Source organism: Pseudoalteromonas sp. SCSIO 43088 (assembly GCF_023650795.1).
In the GTDB taxonomy this organism is placed as follows: Bacteria; Pseudomonadota; Gammaproteobacteria; order Enterobacterales; family Alteromonadaceae; genus Pseudoalteromonas; species Pseudoalteromonas shioyasakiensis.
Map to the genome: position 1 here is coordinate 595,178 of NZ_CP072676.1, position 18,921 is coordinate 614,098.

General features: G+C 49.7%; 21 protein-coding genes. 12 read left to right on the top strand and 9 right to left on the bottom strand.

From position 1 onward, the window contains the following. Positions 1-6: 6 nt before the first annotated feature. The 9 genes from J8Z28_RS20460 to J8Z28_RS20500 form a co-directional block, all read right to left on the bottom strand. Positions 7-327 carry a hypothetical protein gene (locus J8Z28_RS20460; protein WP_250660487.1) on the bottom strand — a complete coding sequence of 107 codons (321 nt, stop codon included), beginning with the start codon at positions 325-327 and terminating at the stop codon, positions 7-9. Next, the gene (locus J8Z28_RS20465) at positions 324-944 is read right to left on the bottom strand and encodes a hypothetical protein (RefSeq protein WP_250660488.1); all 621 of its coding nucleotides are present in this window, start codon (positions 942-944) and stop codon (positions 324-326) included. The genes J8Z28_RS20460 and J8Z28_RS20465 overlap by 4 nt, the downstream gene beginning before the upstream one ends. Positions 945-978: 34 nt before the next feature. Continuing rightward, positions 979-1,767 (bottom strand): hypothetical protein, encoded by a 789-nt coding sequence (locus tag J8Z28_RS20470; RefSeq protein WP_250660489.1) that lies wholly within the window; start codon positions 1,765-1,767, stop codon positions 979-981. Then, positions 1,764-2,051, bottom strand: coding sequence for a hypothetical protein (locus tag J8Z28_RS20475; RefSeq protein ID WP_250660490.1), 288 nt, complete (start codon positions 2,049-2,051; stop codon positions 1,764-1,766). Before J8Z28_RS20475 ends, J8Z28_RS20470 begins: the two co-directional genes overlap by 4 nt. 61 nt (positions 2,052-2,112) lie before the next feature. After that, positions 2,113-2,664: a hypothetical protein gene (locus tag J8Z28_RS20480; protein ID WP_250660491.1), complete on the bottom strand. Its 552-nt coding sequence runs from the start codon at positions 2,662-2,664 to the stop codon at positions 2,113-2,115. A 261-nt stretch (positions 2,665-2,925) separates the two neighbouring features. Continuing rightward, positions 2,926-3,270: a hypothetical protein gene (locus J8Z28_RS20485; RefSeq protein ID WP_250660492.1), complete on the bottom strand. Its 345-nt coding sequence runs from the start codon at positions 3,268-3,270 to the stop codon at positions 2,926-2,928. Positions 3,271-3,988: 718 nt separating this feature from the next. Continuing rightward, entirely contained in the window at positions 3,989-4,147 is a 159-nt protein-coding gene (locus J8Z28_RS20490) for a hypothetical protein (RefSeq protein ID WP_250660493.1), read from the bottom strand. 1,221 nt (positions 4,148-5,368) lie between these two features. Beyond that, positions 5,369-5,788: a DnaJ-like cysteine-rich domain-containing protein gene (locus tag J8Z28_RS20495; protein WP_250660494.1), complete on the bottom strand. Its 420-nt coding sequence runs from the start codon at positions 5,786-5,788 to the stop codon at positions 5,369-5,371. A gap of 80 nt (positions 5,789-5,868) precedes the next feature. Then, positions 5,869-7,344: a hypothetical protein gene (locus J8Z28_RS20500; protein WP_250660495.1), complete on the bottom strand. Its 1,476-nt coding sequence runs from the start codon at positions 7,342-7,344 to the stop codon at positions 5,869-5,871. A gap of 288 nt (positions 7,345-7,632) precedes the next feature. Here J8Z28_RS20500 and J8Z28_RS20505 point away from each other — a divergent pair, with 288 nt between their 5' ends. The 12 genes from J8Z28_RS20505 (at position 7,633) to J8Z28_RS20560 (ending at position 18,920) form a co-directional block, all read left to right on the top strand. Continuing rightward, positions 7,633-7,956, top strand: a complete 324-nt coding sequence (locus J8Z28_RS20505; protein ID WP_250660496.1) for a hypothetical protein — start codon at positions 7,633-7,635, stop codon at positions 7,954-7,956. Between the two features lies 1 nt (position 7,957). After that, positions 7,958-8,461 carry a hypothetical protein gene (locus tag J8Z28_RS20510; protein WP_250660497.1) on the top strand — a complete coding sequence of 168 codons (504 nt, stop codon included), beginning with the start codon at positions 7,958-7,960 and terminating at the stop codon, positions 8,459-8,461. Next, positions 8,454-10,178 (top strand): phage terminase large subunit, encoded by a 1,725-nt coding sequence (gene terL / locus J8Z28_RS20515; protein WP_250660498.1) that lies wholly within the window; start codon positions 8,454-8,456, stop codon positions 10,176-10,178. The genes J8Z28_RS20510 and terL overlap by 8 nt, the downstream gene beginning before the upstream one ends. Before the next feature lie 293 nt (positions 10,179-10,471). Continuing rightward, positions 10,472-12,610, top strand: a complete 2,139-nt coding sequence (locus J8Z28_RS20520) for a portal protein (protein WP_250660499.1) — start codon at positions 10,472-10,474, stop codon at positions 12,608-12,610. A gap of 2 nt (positions 12,611-12,612) precedes the next feature. Further along, on the top strand, positions 12,613-13,632 hold the full coding sequence (locus J8Z28_RS20525) for a hypothetical protein (protein WP_250660500.1): 1,020 nt from the start codon (positions 12,613-12,615) through the stop codon (positions 13,630-13,632). Between the two features lie 802 nt (positions 13,633-14,434). Further along, complete coding sequence (locus tag J8Z28_RS20530; RefSeq protein ID WP_250660501.1) at positions 14,435-15,574, top strand: N4-gp56 family major capsid protein; 1,140 nt, start codon at positions 14,435-14,437, stop codon at positions 15,572-15,574. 54 nt (positions 15,575-15,628) lie between these two features. Then, complete coding sequence (locus tag J8Z28_RS20535) at positions 15,629-15,973, top strand: hypothetical protein (RefSeq protein WP_250660502.1); 345 nt, start codon at positions 15,629-15,631, stop codon at positions 15,971-15,973. 15 nt (positions 15,974-15,988) lie between these two features. Further along, on the top strand, positions 15,989-16,654 hold the full coding sequence (locus J8Z28_RS20540; RefSeq protein WP_250660503.1) for a phage adaptor protein: 666 nt from the start codon (positions 15,989-15,991) through the stop codon (positions 16,652-16,654). Further along, positions 16,654-17,268: a hypothetical protein gene (locus J8Z28_RS20545; RefSeq protein WP_250660504.1), complete on the top strand. Its 615-nt coding sequence runs from the start codon at positions 16,654-16,656 to the stop codon at positions 17,266-17,268. Before J8Z28_RS20540 ends, J8Z28_RS20545 begins: the two co-directional genes overlap by 1 nt. Then, positions 17,262-17,651: a hypothetical protein gene (locus J8Z28_RS20550; RefSeq protein ID WP_250660505.1), complete on the top strand. Its 390-nt coding sequence runs from the start codon at positions 17,262-17,264 to the stop codon at positions 17,649-17,651. Before J8Z28_RS20545 ends, J8Z28_RS20550 begins: the two co-directional genes overlap by 7 nt. After that, positions 17,651-18,250 (top strand): hypothetical protein, encoded by a 600-nt coding sequence (locus J8Z28_RS20555; RefSeq protein WP_250660506.1) that lies wholly within the window; start codon positions 17,651-17,653, stop codon positions 18,248-18,250. The genes J8Z28_RS20550 and J8Z28_RS20555 overlap by 1 nt, the downstream gene beginning before the upstream one ends. A 1-nt stretch (position 18,251) precedes the next feature. After that, positions 18,252-18,920 carry a hypothetical protein gene (locus J8Z28_RS20560; RefSeq protein ID WP_250660507.1) on the top strand — a complete coding sequence of 223 codons (669 nt, stop codon included), beginning with the start codon at positions 18,252-18,254 and terminating at the stop codon, positions 18,918-18,920. The last annotated feature ends 1 nt before the right edge of the window (position 18,921 follow it).

The window sequence follows — 18,921 nt, forward strand, 5'->3', positions numbered from 1 at the left end:
TGTTGGTTATGGTTTAACTATGATGTCGCCCGACATAGTCTCTGCGTTGCCAGTAATGGCCTTAGCTTCAACGTCGCCTGACATCGTTTTGACTCGTTCGACTGTGCCGTTGATTGACACGTCGCCTGATGTGGTCGAGACTGAGTGGACAGCGCCTTCAATCTCGATTTTGATTTCTGGTCCGGCCTGCACTGTCTGCGCTTTGCCATCCACGTAAACGCGACCATTAGCAATCACCACGTCACCGCCTTTGAATGACTGACCGTTGATGGTCACTGTGCTGCCACTAATGCCGCTGATAGTAGTGCTACTGTTAATTGTGGTCATGCCGCTTCCTCTGAAGGTTGGTCTTTAGGCGTTGGGTTAATCGCTTTGATTAGCTCCGACAGGTCTTTGATGCGTGCCGCAGCGTCAATGCGCTCAAGCATAGGCTTGCTTGTGTCGTCAAGAATGCTTCGCTGCGCTTCGACAGCTGGTTCTAGTGACTGGCTAATCTTGCGCAAGGCTCTGCTGTGGTCTCCGAATAGCTGCTGCTTCAGTGCTTCCGCCAGTTCGTAATCTTCCGATAACACTTTCTGCATTTCTTCAGTATGACCGCGCTTCGCAAGCTCTTCAGCCACCATCTTCTCGACGCATAGCGGGTCCACGTCCGTACCTTCTTCAAGCTCTTGCTCAGCGGCGGCGATTAGTAGGCTCGCTAGGTCTAGCATGGTGTTCGCATACATGATGTGGCGTATTGCAGGGACAAACTCACCTGAGTTGTATTCGTCGTTCAGCCATGCTGCAACGAAGGCCGCAACGTCGTCGCTGTCAACGCTCGCTAATACGTCTTTGATGTCGCTAGAGGTTGATACAAAGTCAGCCACCACAGCTTCTAGGTCTACATGAAATTCCATGTCTTGAATGTCTGCGCGTTCAACCAGTACGTTGTTATGACTTGCCATTTACCATGCTCCTGTGTATTTCTTGATTGCTTGCTTATTCATTGATGCCACCGCTCAGTTGTAGAAGAGTAGGGGTTTCGCCCAGCATGTCGCCTACTAGCTGGCCTGCGGTCTCAAGTGCCAAGCGACCTTCTTCTGACTGGCTAAGCTCTTGGACTAATAGCTGTGCTTCCATCTGTTCAGCAACTTGGTCGATGCCGTTCAGCTTCTCTTTAAGTGAATCAAGCTTGTTGCTCAGCTCGCGCCACTTCTCTTCCGCTTCCTTGAAGGCATCGCTCAGCTTGTAAAGCTCTTCGGTTGCATGGAAATCAAGGTCGAATCGCAGATAGTTTTCATGGTAGTCAGTTGTTTCATAGTCACGAATACGCAACTCAACAGTCAGGTTCAACGTGCCGTCTTCCTCGAACTGCTTTTGATACTCAGGCCACATGTTCTTGAAGTTGCTAGTGCCTAACATGCAAGACTCAGCAAGGCCTGTCTCCACACAACGAACCATGTCTGTGTTCTTGTCGAAGTATTTCTCAGCGGAATCGCGCTCAATACATGAGAACTTGTTGAAGAAGTTACGTATGCGCGTCAGCTCGCCATCTCTGGCTACGTAGTCCATTGCGTGCTTTTCGACTAGCGTTCTGGTCGCCATCTTCACCAAGTCGCGTGCCACTGATAGTTTGGTGTCAGCCTCTCGCTCTTCTTTCGTTAGGTCGTCGATGCGCTTCTTGAGCTCAGATTTCATTAGCTGTTTGCTAATCTTTACTGAGTTCTGAATCTTTGTTTCTACCGCTGCTGCTTGGGTGACTGGTAGGTATTGGGTGTTGTCTGTCATGCTGCTTGTACTCTTGATTTGGCTACGAACAACGACTGTGGGCGCTGTCCGTTCTTTATGTCTTTGTGCAGTTGCATGTAGTTCCACATGCGACCGCCGTCATTGAAGCTGTGTGAACGCATACCGATGTAGTGCTCGATGTTCGCTACACGTAGGTTTGCTTGGTCGATACGGTCGTGTGACTTCACGGCTTCACGTCGGTTCTGGCGTAGGGCGCTTTCTAGTGCCGAAACGCGCTGTGTTAGTTCATTAATTATTCTTGCTTGTTCTTTGCTGCCGAACATTGGGTATTCCTTTTTATTGCTTAAGGCGGACATTCCGCCTTGGAATACCCGCAATAGAGTTCTAGTCATTCGCCTGTTGCGCTTCAGCTTTCTTAGCCGCACGGCGCTTACAGCCTTCACACTCACCACAGCCTTCGCCACCCATTGCGTCAGCGATAGCGTCAAGCAGTTCGACAATCTCTTCTGGTACGTCGTCCGATGGTTCGCTGCTTACTGCAGGTTCTTCGTCGGCCTGCTCAGGCTTCTCGTCACGTTTCGCGTAGTATTCGTCGTGCGTTTCCGTCGCCGTTTCTAGGGCGATAGGTTGCGCAGCGAAGTGCTCAAGTTGCTCTTTGAACATCACAGTCATGTACTCGATGGTTTGCTCAATCATCTGTTGTGGGTTCTCGCGGTCGAACTTGATGTTCGCTGCCAGTTCCTCTACAAACATTGAGTTAATAGCTGCACCCATTAGCTGATGGCGGTATCTAGCGCCTGTGCCTTCGGCGAACAGCTTGCCTATGATTAGCGGGTGCAAGTCCTTGCTTATCGCGTGGAGTGGGTTGCTCATGAAGTTCTTGATTAGCGTTGTTACTTCAGTAGCTGTCATTGCGTTAGTGCGAATAGTTTCCATCGGGGATTCTCTCTGTAAGTTGTGATAGTTGTTTGTTGTTCGTTACTTGCTGGCGTAGCTTATAGCTGCTGCCAACAGTATTACTACTATACCTAGGCAGCCGAAAGTCGTGCGTGCTAGGCGTTTCTCCGCTCGTTGGCGGTATGACATGCTGTTAAACTTAACAGCTCTTGTTCTTGCTTTGGGCATTGTTCTCCCTCCATCAAAGGCCGCGAATGGTAATGCCACTGTTAATCTATGTCAACAGTAACGCTAATATATCTAAGCGGCAGCCAGCTCGGTTGTGAACGTTGGCGGTGCTTTCATTCGCGCTTCAGGTGATAAGAAGTTGGGCAGTGGCTCAAGGCCTGCCTTCGTGAACTCCACAAGCACCGTGCGGCCTACAAGGACACCGAGGTCATTTAGCTCTTGGATGCCGAGCGCTGAGAGTAGCATGTCGAACTTTCTGTCCCACAGGGCGCGAGACTTCTCACTGGTAGCTGCAGTAAGATGAAAGTTTCGGAAGTAGTAGACACCAACACGACGCCCGTCAAACGACTCCAACACTCTCATGTTAATAGCTGGGTCGCCTGCGCCATTCAGTGTTGCGCCTTCGATTTCAAACAAATACACTCCTTGGTCGAAGTATGGCTGAACATATCTCCGCCGCCGCGAGTAGGGTACTGTTACACTCATTCTGTGCTCCTAATTGTCTGTTTTGGTCGGTTCGCCTCATATCGGGCGTCTATCGTGTGAATTTGCATGTCGTTGTGCAATCATTAACCACCTGTCTATAATCTGTGCAAAGTGGTTAATGATTAAACAATGTGTCCAAGTTGTCCAAGTTGGTGTCCAAGTTTCAAAAATAAGTTGGACACTTTCACTGGTACGACCTGTTAGTGGTCACTTACCCCGCACCCGTTTTATGACAGTTTGTTGGAATTATACGAGAGCCGATAGTTGCTCGACATTCGTACAGTGTCCATGTTGTCCAAGTTGTCCAACTTCTACAGCCTAGCGTTGAGAGAAAAGTTTTTAATATGTGTTAAGTATTAAATAATGAATAATAGTTATTACACAGTGTAGGGTAGAAAAAAGTTGGACAAGTTGGACAAATCGCTCTAGGCGTTGCGTCCTCTGGGCTGTGGCTGTCCAAGGGGGTTGGACAACGGGTGGACAGTCGGTGTCATAACTTGGACACTTTGCCTGTCTTGCGTCCACCGCCCCGAAAACGCCCTGTACCCGTTATCCGATACGCGTCGAATGTTGGTCGAAAGCCGTAAAAGTAGCACTATCCGTGTGCAAGTTGTTGTTCCTTAACGACTTTCTCCCCGTTGTTTTGCAATTAACTGTAAATGAAGGTCGGGCAGCGGTCTAGTAGGCGTTTCACTTCTCGCCCGTACATCGCCGCTTGTTGGGCATGGTACTCGGCTCGTCCTCTTAGCCCTGCGTCCATCGCCGCCTGCCATTGCTGACGTTGGTCGCCCATCGCGCGTCGTGCCATCTTGATTCGTTCAATTGTGTTGGTCGTGTTCATCGCCATGCGAATGTCTCCCGTTCTATGCTGCTTGTTGTTTGTCGTGTAGCTGGATAGCTTCGTGTATCAGGTCGTGCAACTGTCCAATCTGTATCGTCAGGTTGAACCATTGTTGGTAGGGCTTAGCCGCTGCTCGTCGGTCGCCTGCCGCTTGAAGGGCGTGCGCCTTATCTAAGCATTGACCGCAGTGGTCTAGCCATTGGCCTATCATGCCGAGCGCTGTAACTCGCCCGCTAAGTGTGAAGAGGTCAAGCGTTGGCTCAGCAGCCAGCAGTCGGCGGTGTAGTGCGTTAATCGGTTGCATGTGTCTATCCTGTGTTGAAGGTCGGCCTATGAAGGTCGGCCAGTCTGTGTTGAGCGCCGCGAGCTGTTCACTTCTCACTGGTCGATGCGCGGTGGTGTCGCGTCCTGCAGTATGCAGTGAGCAGCAGGCGGTGAGTGTTGTTCGTCGTGCGTCGCGCGGTGAGTGGTGCGCGTTGGTCAGTGGTCAGTGGTCGTCGAGTGTTGACCGTCAACCGTTGCTCGTTGCTCGGCGCGCGGCCTCCGTAGTACGGCCTCTGTTGGAATGACTCTTAAATTCTGTCATAAAAGGCCCCCGTAAAAGTAAATTCGTAACCGTTATCCCGCTCTCGGCTTGTGTGCAGTCAGTGGGGTGATCGCTTGGACTTTTGTGTCAGTCGTGGAATCTACCTTGACGCAGGACGCCGGACATGTGGAACGAGGAACGAGTGTAAGAGCGTAGCGGGCTGTACGAAGCGTACTAAGCGTTGAGGTTAAGTGGAACGTCTGTAAGCAAAATCTAAGCTCCCCACTTACAATCACAACGCCCACTCTCCAAACCGCATGAACCACATTGCTGACCACATTGCTCTATCAAACTCTACAAACAACATACTAGATAGAATCTGATTAACGACTGACAACTGACATTCGCCATTCATTGATTATTCTTTATTTTTCGTTGATCCTCACATCCTCACTTCTCACTTCTCACTTCTCACTTCTCACACTCACATACCCGCTCTTTCTTCACCTTTTCACTCTTCACTGACTGGCGAGACAGAACAACATACCTGTGCGCCATCGCCCTGACTGTGCCCTAAAAGCAGATGTTTTAGCCGTTGGTCAGTGTCCCTTTCGGTGTTTGACCAGGCTATTAAGATTTATAGGAATGACGAGGGCTACAGGCTAGTGAATGTAGTCAGTGTGGCTTGCGTCCATCGGTAGGCCAGCGTTACGACGTGCTGTGTACGCTTTGCTGCGTGCTTCGTCGATTGGCGTGATGTAGCCTTTGCCCGCACACTTGGCGCATGGAATGTCCTTGTTGTGCTTGTGGATGCGATATAGGCCTGTGCCGTCACATGCTCTACACGCTTTGCCGTTGCTAGATGCCTTGATTAGCTCCACAGCCTTAATCTCAGGGCTTTTCTCAGGCATAGGTATGCTCTGGCCTATCCACTCGTAATACTCAGCGCTGTAGGCTCTAATGCGTATCTTCTCAGCAACAGGCGTGTCAACCTCGGCTAGTGATGCCTCGTAGTGTGCTGCGCTCTCGAATAGGTCGTTAGTGTCGAATAAATCGTCGATCGATAATGTGTTGATTGACATGTGTTTTTCTCTCTCTTATAGTGCGTGGCGAAGACAGGGTGTTCCCGCACCCTGTCTTTATTTTCTTTATCTAATGTTATTTAGAATAAGAATTTTTTTGTTATGGCCTCTAGCTCGAAAGGGCTAGTAGGCTTCTTATTGCGCATCGCTGCGCTCTTAACTATCTTGTCCAGCTTAAGCTCTCTAGCAGCTAGCTCGTCGTGTCTGAACTTGATAGCTCGTACCTTTCCGATTTCGGTTGCTGCTTTCTTCAACTCTTCGTGTTCTCCTCTTGTGAAGTGGATGCCCCATAGCTCAAGGCCTGCTGACTCGCCATCTTCAATTACGAAAGACTCGATAGTCGTTGGATTCCCAAGCAGCTTCAGTGCATCCTTTTGGAACTTAGCCATAGAACGTGGACTGACACGTTCGCCCATGTAGCCAGCTTTCTTAATCATTTGATCGACTAGGAACTGAACAGGGTCGAAGGCTACGTAAGATGAATAGACGCGATGCGGTACTTCAAGCTCGACAAGTGATAGCCATTTCTCAAACTCCTTTGCGTAGCGGTTCAGGAAGTTTGACACCTTGTACGCGTCACGCAGCTCCGTCTGAAGCTCTGTTATCTCGTCGTCACGTACTGAGTTAGACATTGCAGCGATTGTTAGTTCTTCGCTCGTGTTGTCCATCTTGTGTATCTGGTCGTAGATATACTCTTTACGTGATTCTAAGCGCTCGACTTTGATTTCGAAGTCAATGGCCTTGCGTAGTACCTTGGTTGCAGCACCTAGCTTCTTCTCTGATAGCTCGCCGATTGTCTCAACGACTAGCGGATATGCAGGGTCAGCTTTCGCTTGGTCTAGGGTCTTCTGCATTGCGTCCCAAGCGCCGTATGCTGCGGCCTCGAACCATTCATCCTCTTCGCGGTATAGACGTTCTTCTATCCATTCCTCTTTAGTGATGTTGTAGATTTCGTACTGTGGCTCGCTGTCCATTGCTTGCGTCACGTTTACCTTCTGTGTCCGCAGCTCAGCCTGTGACATGTCAGCAATCAACGACTGTTCTTCTAGCCATAGTGAAGCCATGTCGTCCATGTAATCCTCTGACTCGTCGAACGTGTACTCTTCATGCTCTTCAGCATCCAACTCGTTGTCTACTGTGTAGCTGCGTGCCTGTCTGCGTTGGAACGGGTGGAAGTCAACTTCATAGCTAGATAAGCCACCAAGTATGTCTGCGTGCGGCTTGTACTCTTCGTATAGCGCCTCTATCCAGTCAGCGACTGCTGTCACCTTTTCGGTTAGCATCCTGATTTTCGCCTCGTCCTTGTCCATGATAGCGCCAGACATTGAAGCACTGATAAGCCCCTCAACCTTAAGCACTCGCTTGCCCAGCTCTCTACGTAGCGCAGCCGACACAGAGCCGACGACTCGATTGGTCGTGTGACCATGAACAGTGCTAAGCTCGTCTATTGCGCTAACCACTGTCTTTGAGAACGTTGCTGCTGATAGGCCTAGCATTGCCTCGCCGTCGATAACTAAGTCAGTTGATGAAGCGTGTGTGATTAATACGTTTTTCATAGTATTTACTCTCTTTAATGTTTAGGGACTCCTAAGTAGGTTCAATCCCATTTCTATTGAATAGTCCGAATCAGAATCAATCCGAACCGACCGCGCCTTCACAGAGAAGACACATACATAACAACAACCAACCACAAACACAGAAAAACCACGGGCAACGCTCAACTAAAAACGAACAAGGGGGCGGGGGTCTTCTATCGACGAATCTCAATTATTTTTCTGCAAATTTTTTGCGACGATCGCCATTAGTGTTACTATTAGATAACATCAACAGTAAGGCTAATAATAATGAATAAGAAAGACCTCGCTGGGAAACTTAAGGCGCTGGCTACTCAACTAGTAGAAGTGGCAGAAGACCTAATGTACGAAGCGAATACTGAGATTAAGAGTGAGCCTAGACCAATTACGCTCATTATCCCTTTAGGCATGTTCGCTGGCACAGCCATCGACACCATAGGCCTTAAAACGACGCCTAAGATCGTCTACGTGGGCGAAAAGCGAATGGGGGGCATTACCTATACTTCTGTCCGTTTGACCGTCACAGAGGCTCTTGAGTACGACGAAGAGCAATGGACACACGTGGGCAGCAACACTTTCGTTTGGAAGGACTAAAATGAGCGACCTGTCACTACAAACTTTAAGTGGCAGCTACGCATCACTCGGTATCGCAAAACTCACAGCTCAAGAAGAAACTTACGTTCAACGTCGCACGCAGGGGATTAACCCTTCTGCTGCGGCTAGAGCTGCGGGCTACCGACACCCAGCGCGTGCTGTCGCGGAATTATCCGAACGCGAAGACATCAAACTTGCTATCTCATACATGCGCGAAATGCAGCGACAAGTTGCAGTTCAGGCTGGTGCTATTGAGTTCACCAAAGACGACGCAACGGCGCTCTACCTTGAAGCGCACGCCAAGTCTGCTACAGCGATGGAAGAGATACGTGCCGTTGACTCACTAGTTAAGCTGCATGGCCTAGCAACGCCTGAGAAGGTCGAAGTCACTGTCACCAACCGTTCTCAAATGGAATCAATGGACGACGAGCAGCTAATGAAGCTGGCAGGCCAAGAGATACACCTATCGCCTGATGATTACGTGGAGGTGTCCGAGGATGGTTAAAGTAGAACATTGCCATGAATGTTTGAAGTCCATCCCACACTACGAAATGTACGACAAGCGGCACTGCATACCATGTGCTAAGTCGCTTGGTACGTTCGTTCGGCCTACAAACAAAGACCAGATAGACCGTGTGCAGATGGAAATGCAGCGCGTTAACCATGAGGAAATCGAGGCATTTAACGCAGAGCTTGAGGCCAAGAAAGAGCTTGCAGAACGTGAGCTTGTGCGCCGACGACTACTGCCGTTCATCAAGCGACACAATGACGCTTATATGCCGGGTTGGGTTCATGCCGACATTTGTATGCGGCTGGAAAAGTTTGCACGGGACATCGAGAATGGCCTTTCGCCACGTTTGATGATCACCATGCCGCCACGTCACGGCAAGAGTGAAATCGGTTCAAAGACTTTCCCAAGTTGGTACTTAGGCCGTAACCCGACGCATGAGGTTATCACCTGTTCTTACTCGGGCGACTTAGCAGAGGACTTCAGCCGTAAGTGCCGTGACTTGCTCGACACCGACAAGTTCAAGGCTGCGTTCAAGACTCGACTATCACCAGACACGAAGAGCGTTAAAAAGTGGATGACGACTGAAGGTGGCGGCTTTACTGCGGCGGGTGTAGGTGGTCCAATCACAGGTCGTGGTGCTCACTTAGGTATCATTGATGACCCCGTGAAGAACCGTGAAGAAGCGGAGTCGGAAGTTACACGCCAGAAAGTGAAAGACTGGTACTCGTCAGCGTTCTATACACGTCTTGCCCCCGGTGGTGGTGTCCTTATCATTCAGACTCGCTGGCACGATGACGACTTAGCGGGCTGGTTGCTTAACGTATTTGCTGAAGCGAAGAAGGAAGCAGCAGAGAAGGGCGAACCAATCTCTGAAGACGTTGACCAATGGGACTTGGTGGAATACCCAGCCATTGCGACGCAAGACGAGAAGTACCGTAAAAAGGGTGAAGCGCTGCATGAAGACCGCTACCCACTGCCTGCGCTTCGTCGTATCAAGCGTGCGATGATCCCGCGAGACTGGGAAGCACTATACCAACAGCGCCCAGTATCAGAAGACGGTGACTTCTTCACTAAAGATATGTTCCGCTACTATCACCCGTCGGAGTGTCCACCGTTGAACGAAATGCGCTTGTATGCGTCCGCTGACTTGGCTATCTCAACCAAGCAGACCGCTGACTACAGTGTGTTCGCCGTTGTGGGTATCGACAGGAAACAGAACATTTGGCTCATTGACCTGAAGCGGGGACGCTGGAACTCGCTGGGACTAATCGACCAGATGTTCGAGATACAAGAGCGGTACAACCCTGAGCTGTTCGGCATCGAGACAGGCCAGATTGAGCTGACGCTTGAGCCATTCATCCAGAAGGCCGAGCAAGAGCGCGGTATCTCTCTGCGATACGAGAAGCTTAGGACACGCGGCGCGGACAAAGGCACACGCGCTAGACCTATTCAGGGTCGTATGGAGCAGGGCAAAGTTTACTTTCCGACAGTTGAGTCAACCCCTTGGATGTCTGCGCTACAGAATGAGCTACTTAAGTTCCCTCTGGGCGCTAACGATGACCAAGTGGACGCCTTAGCTTGGATTGGTCAGATGATTATGTTGTTCGGTATTCGCAACGAGAAGAAGGCCAAACCTAAGAAGTCGTTTAAGGACAAGTTGGGCAAGTATGGCGGCGGCAGGAAAGCGCGCAAATCGGGCATGTCTGCATAGCTTCGCGTTGTTAATTATTAGTGCTACTGTTATTATATCCCAACAGTAAAACAATAATAATAAAACAGGGTGAACCTTGGACGTTAAGACTTTCCAGATAGTCGTTTCTTTTGGGGGTTTAGTAGTCGGTGTCGTAGGCCTATGGCACACGGTCGTTATTAAGCCTCTAAAAGACCAGACAAAGCTGAACAACGAGAGTATTCGCAAGCTTGAGATTGATAGCGCGAAACTTGATTCGACGCTTGATGCGCTAACGAAGGCCATTGATCGCCTAACTGATAGGCTAGACAAAAATGACTAAGAAGACATCGCCACGCAAAAAGCTTGAAGGCAAGATATTAGCTCGCGATAACTTTGCTCGTTTCGAGGAAGCTAACAGCTCCAAGCACAAAGACTTCATTAAACGCGCGATACGCAACAACAAGTATTACGCAGGGGAACAGTGGAAGAAAGAGGACAAGGCACGCCTAGACAGCGAGGGCCGACCAGCTCTTACACTGAACATGATTCTATCTACCGTGAACGCCATCATTGGCGAACAGCTTGAGCGTAAGGTCGAAGTGACTTACCGCCCACGCGACTACGGTGACGAACAGACAGCCTTCGCCCTAAACACGATCACTAAGACGATTCTCGACGCGTGTAACTTCGACGACGTAGAAGAAGACGTGTTTGCTGATGGCCTTATCACTGGTCGTGGCTACTTCGACGTACGTATGTCGTTCGAACGTAACCTACAAGGTGAGGTTGTAGTAACACACGAAGACCCAGTCGATATTATCCCAGACAGTGAGGCCAAGAGCGCTGACCCAGCCACATGGAATGAGGTATTCATTTCACGCTGGTTGACGCCTGACGAAATCGGTGCGACTTATGGTTGGGACAAGGCCGAAGAACTAGAAGGCTTAGTCGATAGCGGTATGGTTGGCTCGGTCGAGAACTTCGAGTATTTCGAGCAGACATTCGGCGGTGAGCGTAGACCACAGCAGGACGAGGCCGACAGCCGTGAGCTTCGCCGCATCCGTGTTATCGAACGCCAACACTATCGAGTTGATGACCAGTATTTCTTTGCTGACCTGACGACTGGTGCACTTCGCCCAGTACCGTATGGCTCGAAGAAAGAAGAAGCAGAAGCCTTCGCAGAAAAGTACGGCCTAGAAGTAATTAAGCGCAAAGGTCGCCGAGTTCGCATGACTGTAACGGCGGACGACGTAGTGCTTGATGATGATTGGTCAATCTATCGCTCGTTCACTATTGTACCGTTCTTCCCGTACTTCCGTCGCGGTAATCCGTTCGGCCCAGTTGATAACCTTATCGACCCGCAGAACCTTCTTAACAAGACCAGCTCACAAGAGTTGCACATCGTTAATACGACGGCTAACTCAGGTTGGGTGATCCAAGAAGACTCGCTCGTTGACATGGACGCTGAAGACTTAGAAGAGCGCGGCGCTGAGACAGGCCTAGTGCTTCAGTATAAGCGTGGCTACGAAAAGCCAGACAAGATTCAGCCAAACCAAATCCCTACCGGTATTGACCGAATCTCACAGAAGGCCGCTTCGACTATCCGTGAAATCTCGGCAGTTAACTCGTCAATGCTTGGCACATCGCGAGCTGACCAGTCAGGCCGTGCACAAGAAGCAGCAATCAGCCGTGGTCAAATCCAAGTGTCAGTTGTAGTTGGTAACTTGAAGCGTGCGCGTAGAAGCGTAGGCCGTAAGATACTTGAGCTAGTGCAGGACTTCTACACAGAGACTCGCTACTTCAACAACACGGGTTCAAGCATCATGCAGGGCGAGGAACGAACTGAACAGATCGGCATCAATATGCCACAGGACGACGGTAATATCCTGAATGATGTAACAGTGGGTGATTACGCAGTGGAAGTTGGCTTCAAAGCAGCGGGCGGCACTATGGCTGACCAAGAGCTCGAAGAAGCATTACGCTTACGTGAAATGGGTGTCGCAATCCCTGACCATGTTGTCGTACAGCACTCTAACCTTAACAAGCGTGGCGAAATCGCTGAGTTCCTTAAGAACAGCCAAGGCTTCGGTGAACCTACCGAGGAACAAGCAGCGCTTGAAGAACTACAAGTCGAGCACCAGATTAACATGCTTCGTAAAGAGCTTGAGAAGATGGACGCGGACATCGGCGTGGCACTGGCTACGGCTAAAGAGAAGATGGCGAAGGCCAACTCGCTGGAAGGCTTCAACGAGGCTCAGATGGAACTTAAGCGCCTAGAGCAAGAACGTGAGACCAAACAGCAAGAGCTGTCACTACGCATCGCACTGGCGGCTAGAGGCCATCAGAACCAAAACAGCATGAACGATAAACGTATTTCTAGCCAAATCGCTATGAAATCTATGGATTTAGCGTATAATGCCGAAAATAAAAATAACAGTAACACTGATAAAAACAATAAAAAGGGTGACTAATAATGGCTGCAAACCAAGACATCAACGGACTAAACGCAAGTACAGTTGTACTGGACGATGACTACACACCTCCTACGCCAGAAGAGCGTGGCGACTTCATCGTGGATGACGAGCCTGAACAGGAAGAGCCTGAACAGGAAGAACTAGACGAAGAAGAAGGTGAGTTGGATGCCGAGCAAGACGATCTGGAAGAAGAAGACGAGTCTACGGAAGAAGCGGGCGAAGATGCTGACGAGGCTGATTCTGAAGAAGAAAGCGAAGACGAAGAGCTTGAGCAGCCCAAAGGTAAGTCAAACGCTAAAGTCCCACTGTCTCGACTAAACAAGGAAATCTTGAAACGTCGTGCGCTTGAGGACGAGCTGAAACAGCTCAGAAGCGCTAAAGAGCAAGCGCCGCAGGATGATAACCCTAAACCTGAGAAACAGGCACAGGCGTTCACACGCGAAGATTTTGAGGGTATGCAGGAAGCAATGCTTGACGGCGAAACGGACAAAGCGTTCGAAATCTTCGGCAAGATGATGGCCTCTCAAAGCCAGTTAGTTCGTGAAGCAACGGAAGCTGAAGTATCAGGCCGTGTTCGCTCTGAGATTGACCGTGACCGTGCCGTAAGCGAATTACAGAGCACAGCAGCACAGCTTAGCGAAAGTTACCCAGAGCTAGACAGCAGCAACGAAGATGCCGACCAAGGCCTAATCGAAGAAGTTGTCGAAATGCGTGACCTGTACGTTGACCGTGGCATGTCGATGGCTGAAGCGCTTAAGAAGTCAGTTAAGCTTGTTGCATTGGACAATGGCCTAGTTGACCGCAAGGCCGAGAAGCCTAAGCCTGACATGGCTAAGCCTCGCCAGAAGCCAATCAACGCTAAGCGCAAGCTAGAAGCAGCTAACAAAGAGCGTGGCAAGCTAGGCGGTTCAGGTGAGAACAACAGACCTCGAATTGATATTTCTAAGTTAGGCGACGACGAGTTCGGCAAGCTTAGCAAAGAAGCGTTAGCTCATGCACGTGGCGATTACGTAGAATGATCTCGTTCGCTGTCCTATTCGGCCTAATGTGGGTTCTAGCCGTGTGCCCACTCACAGGCCGCAGACTGGCTGGGGCGGGTATGACTTACCCTACCTACGTCGTCATCGGTGCATGGGTTCACTCAGCAATCGCTACGGCGCTGGGTGTAGCGGTTGCTATAGTAGCCGCAGTCCTGTTCCTGATGCTCTAAACGTAAAAAAGCCGACCTAATGGTCGGCTTTTGCTTTATTTATTCCTTTTTCTTAGCCCCCTTCATTATCTGCAAGATAATTGCAGTAGTACAGATGGCTAAAACTGAGGCAAAGCCCCAGAACCCGTCATCAATGCTTATTGATGACAATATTGTCAAAAGAATATTACTCATAATTTCTACCAGTATTCCTTGGGAAATTATAGTTGTAAAGACAAAGGTATTCTTTATGTAATTATTACTATTACTAGTTTAATTGCATTGTACGCGTTTCCCTCGCGTTTATGTTTTTCCTCTACAAACCACTATACGCCTAAAAAATATTATTACCATCGTCAATGACAGTATTTGACCCATCGCTATGAACTGGAGCAAAACCGCTAAATACTTTTATTAGCCACACTGTTTACTTTAAATATTAGCTTTGCTAATATTTAGCCATATCGCCAAGGTGATGCCTTGTTAAACAATCCTGCCTCACAGCTCAGTTATGCCGTGCATTTTATCGCTAGACCCTCGTTACGGGACGACACAAACACTCGGATTTACAAGTCCGCTGTAGTCGTTCCAGAAGAAGTACGACGCAGGGACTAACGAAGGAAATGCTTAAAATGGCAAAGACTAATTTCTCAGCGTTAGACGACGACGCTAAAAAAGTATGGTCACGTGATACGTGGCACCAAGCACGCGAAAAGATGTTCGTTTCGAAGTTCATGGGTACAGGCCAGAACGCGATGATTCAACGCATCACGGAGCTGACTAAGTCAGAGCGTGGTACAGAAGCAATCGTGACCTTAGTACCAGATATGCACGGCGACGGTATCGTTGGTGACAACGAACTGACGGGCAACGAAGCGACGCTAACTGCTCACCAAGACAAAGTAGAAGTTGACCAACTTCGAAACGCTGTTAAGAACACAGGTAAGATGAACGACCAGAAGACGGTTGTTAACTTCCGTGAGCAAGCCCGTGACCAACTAGCTTACTGGTTATCTGACCGTATGGACCAAATGACGTTCCTACAGTTAGCAGGCCTAGATTTCGCACAAACCAATGACGGTCGCGTTCGCCCTGGTCAGGGTAAAAATGATGACAACCTATCTGACCTTGCGTTCAACACTGCGGGTGGCTTAGCGCCTACTTCAGAGCGCCACTTAATGTGTCTTAAAGGCGGTAAAGTTGTTGATGCAGATACAACTGCAATTACGGCTGACGACAAGTTAGGTTATGACCACATCGTTCGCCTACAAGCGATCGCTAAAACTCGCTATATCCGTGGTATTCGCGGTAATGGCGGCTCAGAAGTGTATCACTTGTTCTTACACCCAATGGCATTAGCTTCACTGAAGTTAGACCCTGACTTCAAAGAAAACGCGCGTCATGCAGGCGTTCGTGGTGAAAGCAACACGTTATTCGCTGGCGGTGAGTCATACATCGTTGACGGCCTACACATTCACGAGTTCCGCCACGTTCCTACAACGCTAGGTGCTGAGGCTGGTTCTAAGTGGGGCGCAGACGGCACGGTTGAAGGCTGCATGGGCTTACTGTGCGGTGCTCAGGCTCTAGGTTTCATCGACTTAGATTCTCCTTCATGGGACGAGCGAGACCACTTCGACTACGGCAACAACTACGGCATCGCGTACGGCAAGATCTTCGGTATGAAGAAAATGCAGTTCAAAGATGCTAAGAAAACTGCCGACCGTAACGTCAAGCAAGACTACGGTGTACTGCGAATCGACTTCGCAATCTAACTTGAACGGGGGTGACGTACGCACCCCCAGTTATCACCTTAAGAGAAAATAACAATGCAATTAAAAAACTTCTCACGCAACGTAATCCGTGTAACAGCACCAATCGGTGGTCATGTTATCCGCGTTAAATCAGGCGAAGTACGCACAGTACCAGAGCACTTAGAAGAAGCAGCTATCCGTGCTGGCCTTGTACCGCTTGAAGACGTTATGAGCCAAGCAGAACGCGAAGCTGAACTTGCGGCTGAAGCTGAACGCCAAGCTAAAGCAGAACGCGAAGCTGAACTTGCGGCTGAAGCGGAAAAAGCAGCGATTCTTGAAGAAGAAGCCGAAAAAGCTAAGCGTAGTGCAGCAGCCAAGAAAGCAGCAGCAACACGCGCAGCAAAGAAAGAACAAGCTTAATAAGGGGATAGCGTCTTGCTTACCGTAGGAACAATACTAACAAACCGCGTGCGCGTTCTATTGCGCGACATCGACGAAGGTGGTGTGCAGTGGCGCGACCCAGAGCTTATTCAATGGTTCAACGAAGCGTGCGCAGAGATTGCCCGTGTTCGCCCTGAGTCATGCAGCAGCACTGAATCATTCGCACTAGCAGCAGGCTCTAAGCAGTCTGTAGTGTCAACAGGCGCATCGCGTGTACTAGAGGTTATCTGCAACCTTGTTGATGGTGAAGAAGGCCGTGCTGTTCGTCGCGTAGAGCGCTCTACGTTAGACAACGAAGACCCTGACTGGATGGCTGGCACTAAGACAAAGACTGTGTTCCGATACAGTGCAAGTCTTACTGATCCACGCTCGTTCTTCGTTTACCCGCCTTCTGACGGCACTGGTAGCCTGTTAATGGTCATTGGCACAACACCTGACGAGGTTGTTGAGCTGACTGACGCGTTCCCGCTACCTTCAATGTATGCGGCCTGTGTTGCGAACTACGTCTTATTCCGTGCGTTCGCCAAGTTCACAGAGTCAGAAGCGATGCAAACGAGAGCATCTGGTTACTATAACCTGTTCACGTCGCAAATCAGTGATACGCAGTCAAGCATGGAGCAAGACAACGCAGTAACACGCGATAGAAACGGGGCTAAGTAATGGTACTGGTGCAAGACTGGGTAGACAGTATTCGCCCTGATGTACCAGAGCCTTTAGACTCATTGGTTGCGCGACAGGTACGTTACGCAATCCAAGAGTTCTTCAGGCTGTCTGAGGCATGGCGACACACGGAACGGTTGCCAGTGAAAGACATAAACGTACTACTTCAGGACATGCCAGCAGAAACGTATGTAGCATCGACTCGCTACGCTTATTTTGAACCAGAAGGCCGTGACGGTCGCAGAAAGCTCGTAAGCACTCTGCCGCACCGTATCGAGTCAACGAACCAGATCTCAGAGTTCTCGCACAGTGGTAACACCATTTTGCTAGACGCAGCAGAGAAGGGCACGCTTGAGGTATCGGTTGTCGTGCAGCCCAACCGTAATATTGACAGTGTGCCTGACTCACTAGGCGATAAGTGGTTCGATGTTATTCGACGTGGCGCAGTAGCTCGTTTGCTGTCTATGCCCGAACAGCCTTGGACTAATGGACGTGCGGCTGCGTTCTACGAAAACCACTTCCGCGAGGGTATCGAACTCGCTAAACGTGAGACACGTAGAGACCGTAGCAGACCTAAGCGCGCAGTCCAGTTTAACAAGGGGTTCTCATGGTAACAGACCCTTTCCAGATAAAGGACTTACCTGAAGTGTACCCAATAGTAGAGCCGTTCATTGAACGGCTTTACCGTTCCTTTGGTGGCTACTCGCCGCAAGAGACCTACGAACTATTAGAAATGCGTGCAGCCACATTGCATCTAGTAGGTGATGAAGGGTTCTTCATTGCTCAATGGATGCCGGGTGTTTGCCACGTTCTGGCGGCTCATTCCTTCAATGGTCGTGCTTCAGACCTGAGTGAGATTATTAGTTCAACTGTTAGCTATGCTAAGAAGTACCACTGTAGTAAAATCACTTTCACTAGCCCAAGAGAAGGCTGGAAAAAGGTGGCGATCAGAAATGGTTTCCACGTTGAAACAATAACTTATGCGAAGGATATTTGATGGCTTCACCTGATAAACCAAAAACGCCGCTAAGTGAGAAGCTACAGGTTAATCTAGCGACCGAAATGTTCGAAAAAGGCTCGACCATTAAAGACGGTGTGCGTGACGACTTCCTAGCTTCACACAGACGCGACGAGCGAGGTCAGGCAATGTCCCGTGTCGGGGCAGAGTCGGCTAAAGCATCACTCAACAGGCTCAAAAAGGCGCGTAGAAGTGGCAGCACAAAGACCGTTAGCTCGTCGGTTGATGTGACCAGTGCGGGGATTTCAGCGACAGGCAAAGGCGGGCGTTCATACAACACTGAGGGCGATATTGTACGTCGTGACACTTCAAGCACTGAGCGCGTTGCCCGCAGCATGGCTCGCATCGACAATGACGAGTCTATGTCTGAATTTGTCGAAGATAACAAGAAGAAACAGGCAGTGATGGACTTAGGCATGTCAGCAGTCACAGCGGCAATGTACGCGAAAGATGAAGCGGACAGACGAGAGGCGGCACAAGAACGACGTATCGCTGACCAAACGAGAGCAGAAACGCGTGTTGATCCGTACAGCAGCATGTCGGCTATGAATTACGACTCAACAGGAATGGGGGCATAGAATGGCAACAAGACCAGCCGTTGAGGACGGCAGAAACAAAACAAAGGACGGGACAGGGCAAGTAAATAGCTCTAATGGCAACAACCCGTTGGCGGCAGCGGCAGACAACTATACGAATACGTACGAGTACAAGTTGAATAAGATGTATCAGTCACAGATTCTTGACTATAACAAAAACACTGTGCCTATCATTGACCAACTAGTTGACGAAACTACCAGCACACAGATTGTTGATAGCTCTCGTCGTTTGTCTGAGCAACTTCAGGGCAAGACTGAGGAAATGACACAACGACAGCTCGGCTACAGCATGGGCGGCACGCTGGCCTCTCGTCAGGCATCACTGACTAACAACCAGCGACACTCGGTAACTAAGGCTCGAAACGCTGTGATGACACAGGCTCATGATGACCAGCGAAACAGACAGCAAGCGGCTCGAACAGAGCTAATGTCTATCTCAGAGCAGTTACAGCAATCAGGTCAGGCATCTATGTCTCAGGCATACATGGCTAAGAACCAACGTGAACAGGCCTACAAGTCAGCTAAGACAGGATTCATGTCTCAGGCTGGTGCGGTTGTAGGTGGTGTTATCGGTGGTATTTACGGTGGTCCTGCGGGTGCTTCTGCGGGTGCGGCAATTGGTAGCGCTGCTGGCGGCGCTGCGGGGAGTTAAT

What these genes read in the sequence shown, in the direction of transcription:
- J8Z28_RS20460 (WP_250660487.1), bottom strand. Translation starts at nt 327, where the DNA reads ATGACCACAATTAACAGTAGCACTACTATCAGCGGCATTAGTGGCAGC.
- J8Z28_RS20465 (WP_250660488.1), bottom strand. Translation starts at nt 944, where the DNA reads ATGGCAAGTCATAACAACGTACTGGTTGAACGCGCAGACATTCAAGAC.
- J8Z28_RS20470 (WP_250660489.1), bottom strand. Translation starts at nt 1,767, where the DNA reads ATGACAGACAACACCCAATACCTACCAGTCACCCAAGCAGCAGCGGTA.
- J8Z28_RS20475 (WP_250660490.1), bottom strand. Translation starts at nt 2,051, where the DNA reads ATGTTCGGCAGCAAAGAACAAGCAAGAATAATTAATGAACTAACACAG.
- J8Z28_RS20480 (WP_250660491.1), bottom strand. Translation starts at nt 2,664, where the DNA reads ATGGAAACTATTCGCACTAACGCAATGACAGCTACTGAAGTAACAACG.
- J8Z28_RS20490 (WP_250660493.1), bottom strand. Translation starts at nt 4,147, where the DNA reads ATGGCACGACGCGCGATGGGCGACCAACGTCAGCAATGGCAGGCGGCG.
- J8Z28_RS20495 (WP_250660494.1), bottom strand. Translation starts at nt 5,788, where the DNA reads ATGTCAATCAACACATTATCGATCGACGATTTATTCGACACTAACGAC.
- J8Z28_RS20500 (WP_250660495.1), bottom strand. Translation starts at nt 7,344, where the DNA reads ATGAAAAACGTATTAATCACACACGCTTCATCAACTGACTTAGTTATC.
- J8Z28_RS20505 (WP_250660496.1), top strand. Translation starts at nt 7,633, where the DNA reads ATGAATAAGAAAGACCTCGCTGGGAAACTTAAGGCGCTGGCTACTCAA.
- J8Z28_RS20510 (WP_250660497.1), top strand. Translation starts at nt 7,958, where the DNA reads ATGAGCGACCTGTCACTACAAACTTTAAGTGGCAGCTACGCATCACTC.
- terL (WP_250660498.1), top strand. Translation starts at nt 8,454, where the DNA reads ATGGTTAAAGTAGAACATTGCCATGAATGTTTGAAGTCCATCCCACAC.
- J8Z28_RS20520 (WP_250660499.1), top strand. Translation starts at nt 10,472, where the DNA reads ATGACTAAGAAGACATCGCCACGCAAAAAGCTTGAAGGCAAGATATTA.
- J8Z28_RS20525 (WP_250660500.1), top strand. Translation starts at nt 12,613, where the DNA reads ATGGCTGCAAACCAAGACATCAACGGACTAAACGCAAGTACAGTTGTA.
- J8Z28_RS20530 (WP_250660501.1), top strand. Translation starts at nt 14,435, where the DNA reads ATGGCAAAGACTAATTTCTCAGCGTTAGACGACGACGCTAAAAAAGTA.
- J8Z28_RS20535 (WP_250660502.1), top strand. Translation starts at nt 15,629, where the DNA reads ATGCAATTAAAAAACTTCTCACGCAACGTAATCCGTGTAACAGCACCA.
- J8Z28_RS20545 (WP_250660504.1), top strand. Translation starts at nt 16,654, where the DNA reads ATGGTACTGGTGCAAGACTGGGTAGACAGTATTCGCCCTGATGTACCA.
- J8Z28_RS20550 (WP_250660505.1), top strand. Translation starts at nt 17,262, where the DNA reads ATGGTAACAGACCCTTTCCAGATAAAGGACTTACCTGAAGTGTACCCA.
- J8Z28_RS20555 (WP_250660506.1), top strand. Translation starts at nt 17,651, where the DNA reads ATGGCTTCACCTGATAAACCAAAAACGCCGCTAAGTGAGAAGCTACAG.
- J8Z28_RS20560 (WP_250660507.1), top strand. Translation starts at nt 18,252, where the DNA reads ATGGCAACAAGACCAGCCGTTGAGGACGGCAGAAACAAAACAAAGGAC.